Source organism: Clostridium sp. OM05-5BH (assembly GCF_003481505.1).
Taxonomy (GTDB): Bacteria; Bacillota; Clostridia; order Lachnospirales; family Lachnospiraceae; genus Otoolea; species Otoolea fessa.
Window position 1 is genome coordinate 275,424 of sequence record NZ_QULJ01000003.1, and the last position, 20,088, is coordinate 295,511.

Genomic DNA, 20,088 nt, shown 5'->3' on the forward strand with positions numbered 1-20,088 from the left:
TTTACATATGATAGAGCGCCTGCTCAATCCCTTCTTCCGAGACGGACTCCGCCAGTACGGCTTTCATTCCCGCCGCGCTGGCGGTTTTTTCTGTCTTTTCTCCGATACAGACGGCTGTAAATCCGTTCAATGTCTCCTTATCCGGCTGTAAAATATCCAGGAATCCCTGTACCGTCGATCCGCTCGTAAACGTGACCGCATCGATCGCGCCCTCTTTTAGGAGTTCACGGATGCGCGCTGCAAGCGGCGATTCCTCCGGCGTGATCGTATCGTAAAGTGTCACATCCATATAGGATATTCCGGCAGCTTCAAATGCCTGCGTCAGTTCCGGCGAACCATGTCTGGCGCGCAGGATGCATACGCGTTCGTTCTGCTTCACCTGTTTTGCCAGCCCTTTTCCGAGATCTGCCGCATAAAAGCGCTCCGGAATATAATCTGGGTAAATGCCGTGTTCCCGGCAGACGGACGCGGTTCCCTCGCCGATCACAGCAAAACGCAGATGGGAAAGGCTCCTGAAATCTTTCTGCATCTGGTTCAAAAGCGCAAAGAAATATTGCGCCCCTGCCGGACTCGTGAGCACCAGCCAGTGATACGATTCCAGATTCCGAACCAGTTCATACAGTTTTTCTTTATCCGCTGTGCCAGCATCCGCTTTTTCTGATTTTTTCCAGACCGGTTTTAACTCAATCGTCGGAAATTCCAGCACCTCCGCTCCGGCATCGCGCAGATGTTCCGCCAGCTTCTGGCTGCGCTCCTTCGGGCGGGTAATCACGATCCGTTTTCCTGCCAACGGCTTTTCTTCTCTCCATGCACACGTATCAGCAAGCGCACAAACCTCCCCGATCACAAGGATGGCAGGCGCCTTGACGCCCTGACGCACACCCTCTTCCGGAAGTGTCTGCAGGGTTGCGCGGATCATTCTCTGGGACGCAAGGGTTCCGTTCATCAGAAATGCCGCCGGCGTCTCCGGTTTCATTCCCGCATTCAGAAGCCCCTCACAGATCCTCGGCGCATTCGCAACACTCATCAGAAAAATTAAGGTGCCGCCGACCCGAGCAAGTGCCTCAAAATCCAGAGCCGGCATGCCCTCCATTCGATGTCCGGTAATCACATGAAACGATCCCGCCAATCCTCGGTGCGTCACCGGGATGCCAAAATATGCCGGAACTGCCAGGCTGGAGCTGATACCCGGAACCACCTCAAACGGGATCTGATGTTTCTTTAAAAATTCAGCTTCTTCGCCGCCGCGTCCAAAGACGAACGGATCCCCGCCCTTGAGGCGCACGATCGTTCCGCCCTTTTTCGCTTCCTCTAATAAAATTTCTAAGATTTCTTCCTGCTTCTTCGAATGGCGTCCACTCCGTTTACCAACGTCAATTTTCCGCGTGTGCTCCGGAATCCAGCCCAGTACCGCGTCGCCTGCCAAAGCGTCGTAGACGACGGCATCCGCCTGCTCCAGAAGTTCTCTGCCGCGCAGGGTAAAAAGCCCTGAATCGCCAGGACCCGAGCCGATAAGGTAGACTTTCCCCAGCGGAGACAGTGCAGGCTTTCCCGATAACTGTTCCGCCAATTTTCTTCCAAGCTCCGCTGCTTTCTCTGCCTCCCCCTCAATGGAACCAATACGGACTTCTCCCGTTTCTTCCTTATAATAAAGACCTCTCAGCTTGATTTTTCCATTTTCAAGCACCGCCGAAGCTGCCGTCGGCGACGAACATCCGCCTCCAAGCGTGGCGACAAAGCCCTGTTCTGCCCTGGTTAAAACCGCAGACTCCTCAGAGTGAACCATTTTCACAAAAGGGATCTCCCGGTCACGCCGTCCCTGGATTGCCAGAATGCCCTGTCCTGCTGACGGGATCATTTCCTCCATGGAAAAATAACGGCTGATGCGATCTGCAAATCCCAGACGAATCAGCCCCGCCGCTGCCAGAATCAGCGCATCATATTCGCCAGAATCGAGCTTTCGCAAACGCGTGTTCAGGTTGCCTCGGATCCCCTTAAATTCTGCATCCGGGAATAATCTCTGCCCCTGTAGGACGCGGCGGCGGCTGGAAGTTCCGATTACCGGGTGCGCCGGAAGCTCGGATAAGCCTTCACGCAGAACCAGCACATCGCGGCAATCTTCGCGCTCTAAAAGCGCCAGCACCGGCAGCTCCTCCGGCGGACAGAGCGGCATATCTTTTAAGGAATGAACTGTCAGCTCGCACCGCCCTTCATAAAGCGCCTGATCCAGCTCTTTTACAAACAATCCCCTGCCGCCAACCGCATCAAGTGGACGGTCAAGCACCTTGTCTCCCGTCGTTTTCATCGTGATCAATTCAAATCCTGTCTCCGGACAGACATTCTGCATCGCTGCGATCGCCATCTTTGACTGAACAACTGCCAGCGCGCTGTCGCGGCTGCCTACGCGGATCCTATTTTTATCTGTCAATTTTTAATCTCCTCTATAAAATATATTAAGTATCTTCTACCTCTGCCTCCGCCAGCACGCGGCGTACTTCTTTTGCCACACGATGCGTCAATCCCGGATCCGCTCCGCCAGAAATCAATCCGGCTGTCAGTTCTCTGCCCTGGGCGATCGCCGGGAAATAAAACTCTGACTGACTTTTATCGGAAGCCATATTAAACCAGACGGAATGGCTCGACGCATCCTCCTTGATCCGTGCATCCGTCCCCGTCTGCCCGGTCGCTGCCAGCGCCATAAAAAAGTTTTTTTCCTGCCAGATCGTATCTCGAACTTCCTCATAGGTTTGTTCAATCAGACGGATTTTCCGTGAATCCGCCAGCTTCCGTATCTCTTCCGAAGTGTTCGGTGCAATCACCGTGATTGCTGCGCCAAATTTTTCCAGCACGCCGACCCGCCTCGATGCCACACTTCCAGCTCCCACAACCAGCACCTGCCGATCTGTCATATCTATAAAAATCGGAAAATAGGACATTTCTCTTCTCCCACTATTTTCGTTTGGTAACTGTTCAGTGCCTTCACAGTCACGCGCAATAAATCCGCAGACCTACTGAACAGTTACTTCGTTTGTTTCTATACCGCCGGAATTGAGTTCATCTCTTCAAAACCGTATTTCCGTATTATTATAAGGTTTCACGTTTTATAAATCAAGCATGAGGCAGACCTATTTTTCATTTTAGAACCTCTTTTGTTTCTGTTCACGGGTAGGCACTTTTGAAACCGAAAGTGCCGTAAGAAAACGTGGTGGCAGCAGGAATTTGCCGTATTGAAATGCGAAGCCACGGCAAATTCCGTTACTTTTTACGTATGCGTGTACAGTAACCCTCTTTTATTAATACCCGTATACGTAAAAAGTAATCCTTGTTTTGTCTTGCCAGAACGGTGCAGATTTTGTATACTTATAACACATTTAAATTCAATACAATGAGTATAAAAAGATTGACTACTACCAATAAAGGAGTTACAACGATGGAAGAATTTTACAAAGCAATCGAAGACAAGATCAAAGCTTCCGGCTATCCGGGCGAGGTAAACGGCGAGGATATCTACAACGACATCTGCGATCAGATGGAGGAAAAAGAAAATGGAACCTATCTGTTTCTCTCCAAAAAAGACAATGGCGTCGTATTTGAATACAAGGTAGACATTCTGGATGAGTCCTTCAATCTCTCCTATGTTCATATTACCGCAAATAACGACACATTTCATATTGATTTTGACAATTAATAGACAATCTTTTCTTGGACATCCCTGTATTTTTGACATACAGGGATATTTTTTTAAGGATTTTTTTGGAAAATGTGAGCATTGCACCCTTTATAGAGGTCTGTTATAATTATCATTGTTAAAAGATTGACGAAATTATAAACTGCACACAGGGTTGTGTGCCAATCCATGAAGGAGGGCTAAATATGAAAATCCAGAATATTTCCGATGTAAACACATTTTTTAAAGTAATTGATTCCTGCAAAGGAACCGTCGAGCTGGTTTCCCCGGAGGGCGACCGCATCAACCTGAAATCCAAGCTGTCCCAGTATCTGTCGATGGCAAATATTTTTTCCAATGGCTATATCAAAGAGCTGGAGCTGGTTGCTTATGAGAAAGAGGACTTAGACCGACTGATTAAATTTATGTATCAGGGGGAGTAAGCTCTCTTCTGAGGTGTACACGGTATGTACCTTGCCGTTGTATAAAAAATGTTTGAATGATACGATAGAAACTGTATAAAAAAGCTTCCTGGCTGCATGGCAGATTGGCTCTGCTGCACAGGAAGCTTTTTTCCGTTTTATGAATCTAAGTCAAACCGTTTCTCATACTTCACGCAGTAAACACGCAAACCTTCTAAACAGCTACGCCTCTATCCGCGCCAGCTCTTGAAAGACTGTTTCAATTTCTTCCCGCGACGCCCGGAATGTTCCCTGCACCATCTGGGTGCTCCCGCCGCCGCGTCCCTGCAGACGGGCGTTTAATTCTTTTCCGAATGCACGCATATCACGGCCGAGGCTTCCGGCTGTGTAGTTATAACCTGACGCGTCATCGCCAGAGCACACCAGCACGGTCTCTCCTTTTTCCTGCTCCAATAGCAGATTTGCAAACTGACGCACCAGAACTGGCGTCATGCCCTGCTCAAATACAGCCAGCGCTTTCTGACCCTGCGGATAGACGTCTGCCTGCATGGTGAGAATGCGCTGCCAGAGGCGGTTGATCTCACCGTCCTTGCGCCCGCTCTCCTCTTTCAGATGGCTGACCGCCTCCGCCGCTTTCTCCGGTTTTGCAGAAAGCAGGTTAGAGATCGTCTGCATCTGCTCCGTCTTCGCCTCAAAATTCTCCAGCGCACGGTCACCACAGAGCATGGAGAAACGCACGCCGCCCTTGTAATTCATCAGGGAAAGCACCTTGATCACGCCGATCTCTCCCGTGTAATCCACGTGTGTGCCGCAGCAGGCACAGATATCCGCCCCCGGAATCTCTACGATGCGAACCTGACCGGTCAGCTCTTTCTTGCTGCGGTAATCGATGGTTTTCAATTCCTCCTCACCCGGATATGTCACCTGTACCGGAAGATTCGCCCAGACAACCGCATTTGCCTTCTTCTCGATTTCCTTTAACTGTTCCCAGTTAAGCGGACCATTCAGATCGACCGTCACTTCATCGTGTCCCATATGAAATCCGACATTATCATATCCGTATGCGGCATGAATCAGCCCCGATATGATATGTTCTCCCGTATGTTGCTGCATGTTGGAAAAACGCTGTTCCCAGTCGATGGCCGCGTGAACGGTGCTTCCCACCTCCAGCGGCGCGTCCGTCTCATGAACAACCACGCCATGTTTCTCCTCCACATGTGTCACGTGCACTTCCCCGATCCGTCCGGTGTCCGACGGCTGTCCGCCGCCCTCCGGATAAAATCCGGTCTGGGAAAGTTCCACCTCAAATCCGTGCTTTGCCGGACGGCAGGCGGTGACGATGGCATCAAATTCTTTTACATACGGTGTCTGATAATATAACGGTTCCATTTTCATTCCTCTTTTCATTTCGTTGTACAATGTTCTGTGACAAATCGTTATGGATAAACATCCATGTCGATCCGCCCGGTTATCTCGGTTATCTCGATTATTTCAACAAAAAATTTATAGTAAAATATTTCCGTCCTAATTTTCCTGATTTATGGAAACTGTGGCAAGCTGCCCCTCATATGATGAAGTGTATAGAAAATCTCGGAGGACATAACCATGAGTGATTTAGCGGCTACCAACTGCGGTTGCGGATGTGATAACAACGGAGGAAGCTGCGGCTGTAATTGTGGCTGTGGATGCGGCGGTTTCGGCAACAACAACTGTCTCTTCCTGATTCTGATTCTGCTGTGCTGCGGCGGATGTGGCGGCGGATGCTTTGATCACGGATGCGGCGGCAACAACTGCGACTGCCTGATCTGGATCCTGCTTCTGTGCTGCTGCTGTGGCGGCGGTGGCTTTGGCTGCTGATAAACATCCGCCCATATCCAGCATATCTTTTGAGAATGCATCCATGTACATTTTAATACCGCAGATTTAACACCATCACATCTTATTTGCGCGTCAACTGATAAATCAATGCATTGCAGATCGCGGCGGCTACATTGCTGCCGCCCTTTCTGCCTCTTGCCACAATATAAGGAGTGTCCGGCAAGGATATAATCAATTCCTTGGACGGCACGACATTGACAAAGCCGACCGGCACGCCGATGATGAGCTTCGGGTGGATTTTTCCCTCCTGAATCAACTCGTACAGACGCACCAGCGCGGTCGGTGCATTCCCAACTGCAAAAATACAGTCTTTTCCCATTTCTGCCGCCTTGTCCATGCTGGCAACCGCACGGGTAGTCCCGGACGCTGCCGCTTTCTTCGCGACATCCTCGTCCGCCATAAAACAGTAGACCTCGCCGCCCAGCGACGCAAGCGCGCGCTTGTTGATGCCGGATTTTCCCATATTCGTATCAGTCACGATGCACGCCCCATTTTTCAGGGCTTCCAACGCCTTATCGACTGCGCCCGGTGAAAATACAAGCGAATCTGCGTACTCAAAGTCGGCTGTCGTGTGAATCACGCGTTTCACAATTGGTGCTTCTTTCTCCGGAAATGTCCGTTCCCCCAGCTCCTCGGTGATAATCTCAAAACTTCTCGCCTCGATCTCCGACGGCAATACCTGACTGAGTTCTTTCATTTTCTCATCCATCTATCTACACTCCCTCTTCCAGAATCCGGTAAATTGCTTCCATATCCAAGTACTTCCGCATCGTGTCTGCCAGCCGGTTGTACTGCTCTTCCCGGTATTTCTCATAATCAAACGATAATCCGCCGACTTCCGGCTCCATTCCTTTTTCTTTCATCAGCGCACAGACAATCGTCTCCGCCACCTCTGCCTTGTCAAAAATGCCGTGGACGTAAGTGCCGTAAAGGTTGTCCCGGCAGCAGCCATCCTGTTTTTCAGTGTGGTTTCCCGCCTGTTCTTCCCTGAGTTTCAATAAACTATGATTTACGGCTTTTTCCTGCTCCTTGATCACGTTCTTAACAATATCACCGCCGACAGATGATGTCTCTCCCATATGTATTTCATACCCTTCCGCCTCCATCCCCGAAAGCCCGGAAAAGATACCGCTGACCGTCCCGAAACATCCCTTGACCTGCGTCCTGGTCTTTTCTTCCTGAAACTGTGTCTGTAACGGCAGAAGTCCCATACCGGAGATCTCACGCCCAGGCACACCCGCCTCGGTTCCTTCCTGATCTGACAGCGTCTGTCCCATCATCTGATAGCCGCCGCAGATGCCCCAGATCGGCGTTCCTCCGGCTGCTTTCTTTAAAACTGCCGCTTCCAGACCATTCTGCCGCATCCAGAGCAGATCCTCGATGGTATTCTTCGTTCCCGGAAGAACAATCAGATCCGGTCGTCCCAGCTCAGACAGGCGGCTCACATAACGCACCGAAACGCCGGGGAGCGGGTCAAAGACGTTCAGGTCAGTGAAATTGGATAAACGCGGAAAGCGGATGGCTGCAATGTCGATCCATGCCTCTACATGTTTTTCAGATGACTCGTTTTCCTGTTTAAGGGTATTATTCCGCCCTGTGGATGAAAGGCGGCTGCTTAAGCTATCCTCGTCCTCGATATCCACATCCATGTACGGAACGACGCCGACCACCGGAATCTTGCATAATTTCTCGATCATCTCAACACCTGGATCCAGGATCGTCTTATCGCCGCGGAATTTGTTGATGATAAGCCCCTTTACCATCGCCTGTTCATCCGGTTCCAGAAGCGCTACCGTTCCATAGAGCTGTGCAAACACGCCGCCCCGGTCGATGTCCCCGGCAAGCAGTACTGGCGCACCCGCCATGCGCGCCATTCCCATGTTCACGATATCATCCGATTTTAAGTTGATCTCCGCCGGGCTGCCGGCGCCCTCGATCACGATGATATCGTACTGTTCGGACAAGTGCTGAAACGCTTTCTTGATTTCCGGGATTAGCTGCTTTTTATACTTGAAATATTCCTTCGCGGGCATTGTGCCGATCGGAACACCGCGCACGATCACCTGAGAACCGACATCGCTGGATGGCTTTAAGAGAATCGGATTCATGTCCACCGATGGATCACAGCCCGCCGCCTGCGCCTGCACTACCTGTGCGCGTCCCATTTCCAATCCCTCGCTGGTAATATAGGAGTTCAGCGCCATATTCTGCGATTTAAACGGCGCCACGCGATAGCCGTCCTGCTTGAAAATCCGGCAGAGTCCCGCCGCCAGCAGGCTTTTTCCCGCATTGGACATCGTTCCCTGTATCATGATTGCTTTTGCCACGGTGAAATCCTCCTTATTTTTGAGTGTCTTACCAAATAATGGTTGCTCAAAGCTATTTAATTTAGAAGCTATTTTGTGCTTAACCGAAATTATTTTTCTGCCATTTGTCCTTTCAAATGACAGAGGCTATTTTATGGGTTCGTGTAACTGTTCAGTACCTTCACAGTCACGCGCAAAAATCCATTAAAAATTGCCTACGGCAATGGGATTTTTGCCTGCTGGCCCATGTTTTCGTACGGTCAGCGCAGTAAATGCGCAGACCTACTGAACAGTTACGGGTTCGTTTTATATTACAAATTCACATTGTGTTTTTCTTCAGATTGTACCTCTTTCAAAATATTTATCAACCTTTCATTTTCTCCCCGGTTCCGCACCGCCACCCGGTAATAATGACGGCTCAGCCCTTCAAAATTCTCACAGGCGCGAATCAAAATGCCATGCTCTAAACACCCCTGTTTGTAATCGCGCGAATCCTCATCCGGCGAACGGAACAACAGATAATTTGTCTGGGACGGATAAACGATAAATCCCAGTTCTTCCAGTTTTTCCGCCAGCCGCGGACGTTCCGTCTGCAAAGATTTAACCGTCCATTCCAGCAGATTTCCTTCTGAATGATCCGCCAGTACCACAAATGCCGCCACCCCGCCCGCCTGTGCCGGAGCCGAGACACTCCACGGCTGGCGGAACTTCTCGAGGCGTTCCCGGAGTCCGGCATTGGGGATGATGCCATAGCCCAGGCGAAGGCCTGCCATTGAGCAGATTTTGGTCAAGGCATTTAAGAGGATAACGTGATCTCCAACACCATTTAACAAATTTCCAACAAACGAACATTCTCTCCGTGTATCCAAAAACCACTGAAAACACTCGTCCAGCATAAGCCAGGTATGTGTTTCCCGGCAGACCTGTGCCAACCTTTCCAGTTCGGTGGCTGAAATAGCGCGCCCTGTCGGGTTATTGGGATTTCCGAGAATCAAAATTTTTTCCCAGACGTTTTCATGTTTAGAGGATAAAGTTGGGACCGAATCTATCTTCGATGCATCCCCGGAGCCATCGCAAAGCATGGCATACAATTCTTCCCTCGCACTCTCCAGGGAAAATCCATTTTCATCCTTTAAATGAAGCCACCGGATCTCGCAGCCGCACATCCGAAGCGCCTGCTCATACTCCGAAAATCCCGGTGCCAGCAAAATCGCCTGTTTGGGCCGAATCGCTGAGACAACTGCATATAAAATATCCGAAGCACCGTTTCCAAACACGAGCCAGTCCTTCGGAATCGGCGTGCCGTCTGCCTCATAAAAAGCAGCCGCTGCACGCCGCAGCTTCCGGCATAAAGCATCCGGATATTGTTCCCAAGCAGCCGACGATGCTATCACAGCATCACGGACAGCCTGCGGCATTCCAAGACGATTTGTATTGACTGAAAAATCTAACTCTACGGCTGCATCACCGTAAATATCGCCGCCGTGCGTGTATGGCATAGATGCTTCCTCCCTGTTGTTCCCTCTTTTTTGTGTATTCTTTATCTGGTTACTCTTTCCTTCGTTCATTCTGTTTTTGATATTTTTATCTGTTTGATTGCTTCATTATTTGGATTTTTTGACTTTTTTATATTCTTCTTTGTTAAAATTCCCTTATCAAAACAAAATCACAGCCCGCATCACCAGTGCCAGAAGTCCCATGATTCCCGCCGCTCCATACATCAGGCGGTTGACACGGCGGATGTCCTGCGGTTCAATCGGGTGTATCTCATCACCGATATATGGCTTCGGAACTAACTTGCCGAAATACCAGGCATCGCCCGCCAGTCGCAAGCCCAGCGCGCCGGCGCATGCCGACTCGGTCTGCGCGGAATTGGGGCTTTTGTGGTTCCGGCGATCACGCCGCCAGATACGGTAAGCATTCTTTCCGTCATATCGTAAAAGGTATGCAGATACTATCAATAAAAGCGCTGCCAGGCGCGACGGAATCAGGTTTACCAGATCGTCCAGTTTTGCTGCCGCGCGTCCAAAATGCAGATACCTGTCATTTTTATATCCGACCATCGAATCCATCGTGTTGACTGCCTTGTACAGCCAGCCAAGAAGCGGACCTCCGATCGCCAGATAAAACAAAGGCGCAATCACTCCATCCGACGCATTTTCCGCTACCGTCTCAACTGCCGCCCGTGCGATCCCCGCCTCTGAAAGAGGTTTCGTATCGCGCCCGACAATCATCGACACTGCATAGCGGGCTCCCTCGATCTCTCCCGCCTCCAGCTTCCGGCAGACCGCCATGCTCTCATCCCGCAGGGAGCGCGCCGCCAGCAGATAGTAAGTCATGACCGCCTCGACTATTGTCTGAATCCAGATGCCGCCCAGACGGGAAATCCAGAGGATTGCGCCTGCCACACTGCCTGTCACAAGCAGCACCAGACACACAAAAAGAACACCCGCGCGGCGTTCCCCCCGTTCCGTTGCATGCTTTTTTCCAGCTGGACGCAAATATTTTTCCAGCCACACAATCAGATTTCCGATCGCCCGGACCGGATGCGGCATCGAATGCGGATCACCCAGGCACAGATCCAGAAGATAACCTGCCAGAATCGCAGCTAAGTGATATCCGACCATTCTGCCTTCTATCATTCCTGTCAATACTTTACTGATTGCTGTCATTTTGTCTACTCCCAACTATTCTTTTATTTGATCCGCATTCCCAGACCGCAGATAACCCGGTGCACTTCCTCCGAATATGCGGCAATCCGCTGGCAAATGCGCCCGTCTGTCTCCCGATAATCGCGCTCAAATGCTTCCATCGGCACAATGCCGCAGCCGATTTCATCCGCCGTCACGAATGCATCCGGATTTTCCTGCATCAGGCGTTCTGCAAACACGTATGGATCGCGCCCGGCTTCCATCTCACGCCTCACAAACAGTTCAAAATGCGTGATCAGATCCGCCTGCACGATCGTCTGTTCGTCCGTTTCTAATCTCCCATCCGCGATGCGTGCCGTAACTCTACACGCTTCTGGATTTTTCGATCGATTCAGAACGGTGGATAAGTCTTTTGTTTTCCTCCGTTCCAAAGTACGTTTTTCCCACAATTTCATCGCATACGCTGTCTTTCCTTGTTCCCTGCCACCAATTATAAAAATCATTCTGCTTTTCCTCGCTTAAAAATTCAAAAACCGCAGGCACGTACCTGCCAGCCGCATCGCCGCCAGCACCAGCACCACATTCCGCTCGCAGCTCTGCAGAAAATGCCCTGCCAGATCGCCGTTGATGCCGCCAAATTCCCGCATGGAAAAACGATAATAACAAACGAAAGTCGCAAGTACTGTTAAGGCTGCCAGAGCGCCGCGCAGATGTCCCCAGTAAATCATCCAGCTGATCGCCAACACTGCTAAAACTGCCATACTCTCGCGAACAACCTTTGTCTCGGCACTTCTGGAAAATTCAGCGGCAAGCCCGTCCTTTTTCGCCTTTGGAAATGCCACCACCGAATAGCCGCTGCAGGCGCGTTCCAGCATAAGCGCCCCCGGCAGCAGCCACACATCGGCTCCCACAAGCTCAGAAACTGCCCCCGCATAGAGAAGCAGGTACAGCCCCAGACCGATGATCGCAAACGCCCCCGTATGGGGATCTTTTAAAATCGCCAGCTTTTTTTCCCGCTCGCCGTAGGAATGGCGCGCATCCGTCACATCGAGATACCCGTCCATATGGATTCCACCAGTAATCAATAGTGGAACCGCCGTCAACAGGCAGGTCCGGAACAGAACGCCAGCGCCCAAAACTTCACAGAGCGCAAACGTGGCTATCTCTACCGCCCCGATCACCGCCCCGATCAGCGGAAAAAAACAAAGCGCATAGCGCATCCGCTCTTCCGTCCAGTCCATGCGCGGCATCGGAATGCGTGAATACATGGAAAATGCAATGACAAAACTTCCTATCAGATTCAATCTTCGATCCCCCCCTGACTCTATTCTGGCAACCATAACTTTAGCAGGCATTCCACTCTGTTCCACTCACTGACTACCCTACATCTTTTGTCCTTTCATCGGCTGCAAAAACAGGTGTTGACACCGCAAGCGGAATTCCATACACCACTTCCGTCACCGAATCCGCCATCTGTCCCAGTTCCCGGTTGATCCGTCCCAGAAGCTCTATGTACCGCTCCGATTCCAGATCATACGTCACACCGTCCGAAAAGATCTCATTCGTTACAATGATAAGGTCATGGCACTGGTTTTGCAAGTGTTTTATTCCTTGCAGAATCCGCTCTTGCGCACCATTTTCCTGAGCATAAAATTCATTGAGGACAAGGTTGGACATACATTCAAGGAGAAGCACTGGTTTTTGTGCCACTCGGCAGGACTCCCAGCGCTTCAAACTATCATTTTCCTGTTCAGCGTCCAAACCAGCCGAATTGGACTCTTCGAATCTCTCCTCTAATTCTAATGTTTCTAACCCCGTATACCGCTCAATCGTCTCAAACCCTTTTGCCGCGCGCATCCGCCGATGGCGCTCCACCCGTTTTCTGCCTTCATCATCCCAAATCCGCATCGTCGCCAGATACCAGAGTGTCCCACCGTTCCTGTTCCGGCACTGCACGGCAGTCTGTTCGGCATATTCGGACTTGCCGCTGCCACTGCCGCCTGTAACTATATATAACATCGTTCATTTATCCTCTTTTTCACCGAATTGCAGCAGTTTCCATGCTTTAAAAACATACGCAAAAAATGTTTTAATCCGTATATCTCATCACACCAGCGGCTTATATTCCTCTATTTCCATCTCCGCAAACGTATCCATATCCCGGTAAATGGACAGCGCCATATCCAGCAGTGGAAACAGCGCCAGCGCCCCTGTACCTTCTCCGAGTCGAAGTCCCGCCTGGATAGCCGGAGTTACTCCTATCAAATCAAGCAGCCAGATAGACGCCGGTTCCGCCGATACATGGGCTGCCAGCATATAGTCCGTCGCTGCCGGTGCAATTCTTCCAGCAGCTGCCGCCGCAGCTGCCGCGATAACCCCGTCAATCACAACCGGAACATGATAGATGGCTCCGCCCAAAAAAGCACCTGCCATCGCCGCCAGATCGAATCCGCCTACCTTTTGCAATACCTCCATGCCATCCATGGGATCCGGGTGATGCAGTCCGATTCCACGCCGGATTGCCTCCGTTTTCCGTTTCAATCCAGCCGAATCTAAACCCGCCCCAGCTCCAGTGACAAGTTCTGGATCCTTTTGCAGCAGAACCGATGCGACCGCACTGCTGGTCGTCGTATTGCCGATCCCCATTTCACCCACTGCAGACAAGCGGTACCCCTGCTCCTTCAGCACACGCACTGCATCGATTCCCGTCAAAATGGCTGTCAACACCTCCTGGCGCGTCATCGCTGCTGCTTTTGTAAAATTGGAAGTTCCACGGCGGATTTTCCGTTCCGTTAGGGGATGAAGTTCTCCCCGATGTTCTACCTCACAGGCAATTCCCATATCGATCGGAAACACATCTGTCTCTGCCTTTTCTGCCATCAGGCAGGAACAGCTCCTCCCGCGTGTCATATTCGAAACAACTGCCGCCGTAACCTCCTGCCCGGTCTGTGATACTCCTTCTTCGACTACCCCATTATCTGCGCAAAAAATTAAAAGCGCACGCTTGGAGAAGTCTGGCACTTCCTCCCCCTGCGCTGCCGCCGCCCGCACAATATCTTCCTCCAGGACTCCCAGACTGCCAAGCGGTTTTGCCACATGCCCCCAATGCTTTTCTGCCTGCTCCCGGATTGTCTTGTCCGCTGGTACAATCTGTTTCTTAAGCTGGTCAAACCGTATTTCCAGCTCTTTTTCCGAAAAATGCCGAAAATCTTCCAGGGATTCCAATGTCTTCATATTCTCCTGCTGCATCTATATGTTCCTCCCGTTTTCGTTTCCGCCCTTTTCCATGGGTCCGTGAACGGGCGTACCCTTTCAGTCTATCGTTTACCGGTTCAAAATTCCGCCTATGATTGTACCATTGACCGGAACAATACGCAAATACAAATTTGTTCTCACACCGAAAGCATGAAAAAGAATGTGCCTTGGCACATCCTTTTTCAAACCCATCTTATAAAATTCCATTTCACGTATCCATACAAAACATACGATCTTAGGAAACGCAATCACTTAATCCTCACGCAACCCCTTTCAACATCCACTCATACGCATCATACGCCGTCCGCAGGGAAATCTCGGCAGTCTCTAGTTCTGCTTTTTTCTGCAGATAAGACGCCTCACCCTGTAAATACGTTGCTTTATTAATCGCACCGGACTGATACTTAATCTGGGTGGCGCCGTATGTTTTTTCGGCAGACTGGCAGGCTGCCTGCGCCGCGTCGCGTTCTAGGCTTAATGCCGCTATCTCAGCGTACTGCTCATCCGCTGAGGCGCTTGCGGCGCTCTCGGCTTCCTCGATCTGCTGGTGGCGCAGCTTGCGCGCTGCATCTCCGGTTGCGGAGGATCGTCTGGCTGATTTGACACTGGAACTTGCAATGACAGCTGCCGCGCGGTCCGCATCCAGATTCATAGAAACCAGTTCCGTTGCCGATACGGCTGGAATTTCCCCCAGCGTAATAGAAGTTCCGCTCTTTCCAAGTAAAATGGCAAGCTGGCGCAGCGCCTTATTTGCCTGATCGGTCGTGGATTGTAATGCTGTCTGGGCGCTTAGCAGGTTTTTCTGAGCTTGCAACAGATCCGTCTCCGTGCAAAGCCCCGCTGCCAGTTCCCGCTCTTTGCGATCCACCTGCGCCTGATAGTTCTCTGCCGTCTTGGCAGCCGCCTCCACCTCGTCCTGAAGCTGCCGGCAGGTGCCCCACTGGATCTGTGCGGTCTTTACGACCTGCCAGACCGTCCGGTTTCTGGACGCACGGCTTGACGCCGAATTTAAGGAAGTGAGGGACTTTTTATACTGCTTCGCTGCCATCGACAGCGTTTGTGCATTTCGCTCATAGGTGCCGATCAGTGCCTCATCTCCGCCCGCATCTTCGAGCTCATCTGCTTTATAGTTCATATCCCGGGCACCGGAAATCATCGCATCGTAGGCTTCCTGGTAGACGGCAAGGCTGTCCTGATAACTGTAATCGGCGCTGACAGCCGTTCCATTGCCGCGCCGCACCAGCGCCTCCAGTTCCCCGTACTCTATCACAGAATCCGCGAGCTCTTCCTCCGTATAGGAGCCGGACTGGCTGGCGATCGTGTTGTCTGCGCTGTTTTCGGTTATGGTGCCATCTTCCAGCGCCGGACCATCTGCCTCGCTGTCTGAATCACTTTCAGTGCCGGAAATCAAAGGCGTTTTCGCCGCCTGCGCCGGGCTCGATACAAGAATACAAGCCGCCAGGGCAATTCCGATCGAACGACTCAATCTGCTTTTTCCGATTCGTTTCACATTATGACCGTCCAGATGCACATCCAAAGCACTTGCACCGCTTCGGTCTCTTTCTTGCCCCTTGCGCATCTTTTGCTCTGTCCCAGCTTCCGCGTTCATCCATTTTCCTTTCAGATTTCGCATCATCCGCCTACCCCTTTCTACTGCGTGGATGCCAGGCCGTCCACCGCCCACTGGTAGGCGAGCTGCGCCTGGAGAAGCGACATCGCTGCCGTCTCCTTTGCCACGGATGCCGATTCATAGGAATAGGTTGCGCTCTGGTATGCGTTCTGGCTGATAAGTCCGGCTGCCAGCTTGCGGTCGTTGGTCTGTTTCGTCTTTTCTTCTAATTCAAGGCTGCGTTTTGCCTGTTCATACTGTGCCTCAGACAGCTTCAGATTCTGATAAACCGACTGGACATTCGACTTGACTGCCTCCTTCCCGCTGGTCAGAGTTGTCTGGTACTGCTCTTTAAGGGTGCTTGTCATCGCGTTGTTGACCTGACGTGCCAGAATCTTTAACTGATAATTATTTTCCTGCGCTTTCGCAATGTCCTCTTCGAGGTTGATCGATGCACTCATCTGTTCCTGCGGATCCGGTAATGCACAGATTTCTACTGATGCGCCGTATTTCCATCCAAGCATCTGACACAGGGATTCCTTCGTCGATGCAATACTGCTTTCCGCCGTCATGATAGACGCCTGCGCCTTTAAAAGAGCCTCCTTGGCATCCAGCACATCCGTCTGGGTCGCGCTTCCGGATGAAAGCTTTAAGTTTGCCGTCTCATAGTCTTTTTCTGCCTTGGACACCTGGTTCTGCACACTCTTTAAGTTTTCCTGGGCATTCCAGTACTGGATCATCAGGTTCTGCGCCTGCTGTACCAACGATTTCTCGGTCTGCGTATACCCCCACGCCTTAACATTCGCATCATCGACGTTATTATCGCCCTGCTCGCGCATCTGGGTCGCGGAAGCCTCGCTTCTCTGTGCTGCTGCCAGTGCGGAACCATAGTTCGCATCGTCTGAATCCGGGTACTCGATGCTGCTCTCGATCTCATCTGCCGCGTCATAATATTCCTGCGCGATCTCATTGCTGTTCTTGCCCTGATAATCCTTGTACTCGATCCGGTTCTTCTCCACCGTGCTGTTGTACTCATGGATCAAGTCAGCAATCTCATCAAACTCGAGCTTATCATCCTGCAGCGAAGCCCATTTTTCTGTGGAATATGCAAATTGCGGGCTGGCTGCCAACACCTGGACCGGCGCACCTGCCACCAGAAAAAGCCCCAGTGAGCAGGCTGCTGCACCGGCCGCAATCCGATGCTTCAGACATATTTTTTTATTTCGATTCATGTATGTCACTCCATTCCGATATATCTGATTTTAACAATTATCCTATTCTGTTTCCAATTAATCTATGTCCGGTATCTCTTCCTTTGGTTTCCGGCTCAGTAATGCGTAATATACTGGGACCATGAAGAGCGCGACAATCACACCTGCGCTCAGACCGCCGATATCTACGATCGCCAGACCCTGTGTTGTGGAACCGCTGCTTCCGATTGCCAGTGCCATCGGGATCATCGCGAGGATGGTTGTCATACTTGTCATCAGAATCGGTCGGATACGGGTCGCACCTGCCTCGATGAGCGCTGTCCGCAGATCCATCGTGGAGCGATACTGGTTGACCGTATCCACGTAGAGAATACCGTTATTTACAACAGTTCCGACCAGAATCAGGAAGCCAAGCAGGGACGTCATACTGATGCTGACGCCGGTCAGCTTCAGTAATCCGAAGGAACCAACCAAACTGAACGGAATGGTCGTCATAACCATGATGGAAAACTTCACAGACTCAAACTGTGCCGCCATGACAACGAATACCAGGAAGACTGCAATCGCAATCGCGCGGTACAGGGAGCTGAACTCACTCTTCATCATACGGTCACGGCTGTTCTGCCCAATGCTGATTGTACCGCTTAAGTTCGGAGTAATTACCTCACTGTTGATTTGCTGCTGTACATTATCACCGGTGTAATCAGCAGAGATTGTGATCTCATATGCACCGTCGGTTCTGGAAATCGAAGCCGGGCTATCCTCAAATACGACATTTGCCACATCGGTCAGCGCCACCTTCTGTCCGTTTGTTCCCGTCAAAATAATATCTTTTATGTTATCAACTGTCTCGTACTCGCCCTCCGGATACTCAACCGTTACCGTAATGTCCTCGCCGTCAATTTTAAGTGTCGTCGCGTCGATACCACTCAACATCTGGTTGATCGTCGTTCCGATGCTGGAAGCCGTAAGTCCATACGCCTTTGCCATAACTGGATCAACCTTCAGGGTAATGATCGGTGCATTATTCTCAATACTGGAATGGATGTTGATGACATCCGTTCTTGCTGTCATTTCCTTGACAATCTTATCACTAACTTCTTTTAATTCATCATACTGCGTGCCGTGAAGAATCACTTCATAGCCGCGCTGTCTTCCCATGAAGCTCATGGAAGTCGATGCCGATACGTCGATCGTACAGTTTGCAATGTTATCCATCTCTTTCTGCCACTGATCGGCTACATCGTCTGTTTTCATGGTACGGTCATCTTTCAGATAGGCACTGATCTCGCCGCTGTCTCCGTTGTAACGCAGCATGTACGAATCAACCTGGTCGCTCGCGGAAACAATCGCCTCCGCTTCTGCCAGCGCCTCCTCGATCTTTTCCTGTTTCAGACCCGGACGCGTCTCAATGCTGACACTGACCGTACCGGTATCATCCGATGTCATCAGCTCCGTCTGCATTCCGCTCGCCAGAATTACCGTCAGTACAAGTACCAGAACCGAAAATCCCATAACCATCGCCTTGTGGTTTAACAGACGGTCCATGATGCCGCGGTACCATTTCTGTAAACGTTCAATCGGACGTCCCATCAGGGCGCGCTTCGCCTCGCTCGGTTTATAGAACAGATAACACAGCGGAACCACCGTCATCGCAGAAAGCAGGGACGCCGACATACAGAATACGATCGTGAATCCCAGCGGTTTGAACATCTGTCCGGTCATACCGTTTAAGAATGCCAGCGGCAGGAATACGACACAGGTCGTGATCGTCGAACCGATGATCGAATTGATGACAATGCCGGTTCCGTGAAGCGCTGCTGAAAAATAGCCAAGCGCCCCCTTGTCTTCCTGCTCCGCCGTTGCACGGAAACAGCTCTCCAGTACAACGATCGAGTTATCGACCATCATGCCGACGCCGAGTACCAGCGCACTCATCGTGATAACGTTCAACGAAAATCCTGCCATCGTGATCGCAATCAAGGACATCAAAATCGAAGTCGGAATGGAACTTCCGACGATCAAGGACGCCTTATAATCGCCAAAGAACAGAAAAATGATGAGCATGGAGATGATAACCGCCAGAACCATTGTCTCTGCTACGTCTTTTAAGGAATCAAGAATCGTGTCAGATGTATCATTTGCAACCGTGATCGTCAGATCCGAATCATCTGCCATCAATTCTTCAATTTTCTCTTTTACAGCCGAGGACACTTCCATATCTGTGCTGTCCTGCTGCTTCTGAATCGAAACGGAGATCGTCTCCTGACCGTTGTAACGGGAAATGCCGCCCCGGTCTTTCGTTGCCTCATACACATTTGCCACATCCGACAGAGAAATAATCTGTCCTGCCGGCGTCTTGATTGGAATATCCTGCAGCTCATTTACCTGTTCTGTTTTTAAGGAGGTAGTAACGGAAAGCTCCAGGTTTCCGGCATCTGCCTCACCCGACGGGGATGCCACGTTCGCATCGCTGATCGCACTCGCAACATCCTGCATGGTCAGATTGTACTGATCCATTTTTTCAGACTGTAATTCAATGCTGACGTACTTAGAAGAACCGCCTCGCGTCTCAATGTTTGCAATTGAAGAAATTCGCTCTAATTCAGGTACTATCTTCTGATCCACATAATCGTAGAGGTTTGTCTGCGTTTTATGTGCAATCGAAAGCATCATGCTGTCTCCTTGATTGGAGTTCATCGACATAACGCTCGGTTCCACATCATCCGGCAGCGCCCGCTGGATATTGTCCAGTTTCTGCTTTAAGTTGTCATACGCCTCATCCATATCGGTGCCGTAATCGTACTGAAGCATGATCATCGAACGTCCATCGCTCGATGTGGAGGAAATCGTGTCCACGCCTTCCATCGTGCCGATCGCCTCCTCGATCGGTTCGGTTACCAGCTCGCTGATATCCTCCGGTCCTGCGCCTGAATAATTTGCCATGATAATCAGCATCGGCGTCTCCATATCCGGCATCTGCTCCAGCTTTGCCGAAAAGACCGATGAAATGCCGAATACAACCAGACACAACAGAGCCATGACAGTAGTAACCGGATGTTTCAGGATATATTTCGTTACTCCCATGT

General features: G+C 50.8%; 17 protein-coding genes. 3 read left to right on the forward strand and 14 right to left on the reverse strand.

Annotated features, from left to right (window positions below):
- Position 1 precedes the first annotated feature (1 nt).
- The gene (hemC, locus tag DXB70_RS06010) at positions 2–2,428 is read right to left on the reverse strand and encodes a hydroxymethylbilane synthase (RefSeq protein WP_243099910.1); all 2,427 of its coding nucleotides are present in this window, start codon (positions 2,426–2,428) and stop codon (positions 2–4) included.
- 25 nt (positions 2,429–2,453) lie between these two features.
- Positions 2,454–2,936, reverse strand: coding sequence for a bifunctional precorrin-2 dehydrogenase/sirohydrochlorin ferrochelatase (locus DXB70_RS06015; RefSeq protein ID WP_117795481.1), 483 nt, complete (start codon positions 2,934–2,936; stop codon positions 2,454–2,456).
- Between the two features lie 494 nt (positions 2,937–3,430).
- Between DXB70_RS06015 and DXB70_RS06020 the strand changes: the two genes are divergently transcribed.
- Positions 3,431–3,688 carry a hypothetical protein gene (locus DXB70_RS06020; protein WP_022359554.1) on the forward strand — a complete coding sequence of 86 codons (258 nt, stop codon included), beginning with the start codon at positions 3,431–3,433 and terminating at the stop codon, positions 3,686–3,688.
- 185 nt (positions 3,689–3,873) lie between these two features.
- Positions 3,874–4,110, forward strand: coding sequence for a hypothetical protein (locus DXB70_RS06025; RefSeq protein WP_022359553.1), 237 nt, complete (start codon positions 3,874–3,876; stop codon positions 4,108–4,110).
- Positions 4,111–4,311: 201 nt separating this feature from the next.
- Here the strand turns inward: DXB70_RS06025 and DXB70_RS06030 are convergent, their stop codons facing one another.
- Positions 4,312–5,478: an alanyl-tRNA editing protein gene (locus DXB70_RS06030; RefSeq protein WP_118672872.1), complete on the reverse strand. Its 1,167-nt coding sequence runs from the start codon at positions 5,476–5,478 to the stop codon at positions 4,312–4,314.
- A gap of 216 nt (positions 5,479–5,694) precedes the next feature.
- On the opposite strand from DXB70_RS06030, the gene DXB70_RS06035 reads away from it, so the two are divergent.
- On the forward strand, positions 5,695–5,946 hold the full coding sequence (locus DXB70_RS06035; RefSeq protein ID WP_022359551.1) for a hypothetical protein: 252 nt from the start codon (positions 5,695–5,697) through the stop codon (positions 5,944–5,946).
- An 82-nt stretch (positions 5,947–6,028) separates the two neighbouring features.
- Here the strand turns inward: DXB70_RS06035 and DXB70_RS06040 are convergent, their stop codons facing one another.
- The 11 genes from DXB70_RS06040 to DXB70_RS06090 all read right to left on the reverse strand — a co-directional run bounded on the left by DXB70_RS06040 (position 6,029) and on the right by DXB70_RS06090 (position 20,086).
- Positions 6,029–6,664: a precorrin-8X methylmutase gene (locus DXB70_RS06040; RefSeq protein ID WP_107000405.1), complete on the reverse strand. Its 636-nt coding sequence runs from the start codon at positions 6,662–6,664 to the stop codon at positions 6,029–6,031.
- 16 nt (positions 6,665–6,680) lie between these two features.
- Positions 6,681–8,294 (reverse strand): cobyric acid synthase, encoded by a 1,614-nt coding sequence (locus DXB70_RS06045; protein ID WP_118672873.1) that lies wholly within the window; start codon positions 8,292–8,294, stop codon positions 6,681–6,683.
- Between the two features lie 290 nt (positions 8,295–8,584).
- Positions 8,585–9,772, reverse strand: a complete 1,188-nt coding sequence (locus tag DXB70_RS06050; protein WP_182448422.1) for an aminotransferase class I/II-fold pyridoxal phosphate-dependent enzyme — start codon at positions 9,770–9,772, stop codon at positions 8,585–8,587.
- Between the two features lie 156 nt (positions 9,773–9,928).
- Positions 9,929–10,945 (reverse strand): adenosylcobinamide-phosphate synthase CbiB, encoded by a 1,017-nt coding sequence (cbiB, locus tag DXB70_RS06055; RefSeq protein WP_243099911.1) that lies wholly within the window; start codon positions 10,943–10,945, stop codon positions 9,929–9,931.
- Positions 10,946–10,968: 23 nt separating this feature from the next.
- Positions 10,969–11,427: a bifunctional adenosylcobinamide kinase/adenosylcobinamide-phosphate guanylyltransferase gene (locus DXB70_RS06060; RefSeq protein ID WP_022360251.1), complete on the reverse strand. Its 459-nt coding sequence runs from the start codon at positions 11,425–11,427 to the stop codon at positions 10,969–10,971.
- Between the two features lie 15 nt (positions 11,428–11,442).
- Positions 11,443–12,228 (reverse strand): adenosylcobinamide-GDP ribazoletransferase, encoded by a 786-nt coding sequence (locus DXB70_RS06065; RefSeq protein WP_118672875.1) that lies wholly within the window; start codon positions 12,226–12,228, stop codon positions 11,443–11,445.
- A 73-nt stretch (positions 12,229–12,301) separates the two neighbouring features.
- Complete coding sequence (locus DXB70_RS06070; RefSeq protein ID WP_118672876.1) at positions 12,302–12,943, reverse strand: bifunctional adenosylcobinamide kinase/adenosylcobinamide-phosphate guanylyltransferase; 642 nt, start codon at positions 12,941–12,943, stop codon at positions 12,302–12,304.
- An 87-nt stretch (positions 12,944–13,030) separates the two neighbouring features.
- Positions 13,031–14,173, reverse strand: coding sequence for a nicotinate-nucleotide--dimethylbenzimidazole phosphoribosyltransferase (cobT, locus tag DXB70_RS06075; RefSeq protein ID WP_118672877.1), 1,143 nt, complete (start codon positions 14,171–14,173; stop codon positions 13,031–13,033).
- Between the two features lie 265 nt (positions 14,174–14,438).
- The gene (locus tag DXB70_RS06080; protein WP_118672878.1) at positions 14,439–15,815 is read right to left on the reverse strand and encodes a TolC family protein; all 1,377 of its coding nucleotides are present in this window, start codon (positions 15,813–15,815) and stop codon (positions 14,439–14,441) included.
- A 14-nt stretch (positions 15,816–15,829) separates the two neighbouring features.
- The gene (locus DXB70_RS06085; protein ID WP_118672879.1) at positions 15,830–17,020 is read right to left on the reverse strand and encodes a TolC family protein; all 1,191 of its coding nucleotides are present in this window, start codon (positions 17,018–17,020) and stop codon (positions 15,830–15,832) included.
- A 57-nt stretch (positions 17,021–17,077) separates the two neighbouring features.
- Positions 17,078–20,086: an efflux RND transporter permease subunit gene (locus DXB70_RS06090; protein ID WP_118672880.1), complete on the reverse strand. Its 3,009-nt coding sequence runs from the start codon at positions 20,084–20,086 to the stop codon at positions 17,078–17,080.
- Positions 20,087–20,088 lie beyond the last annotated feature (2 nt).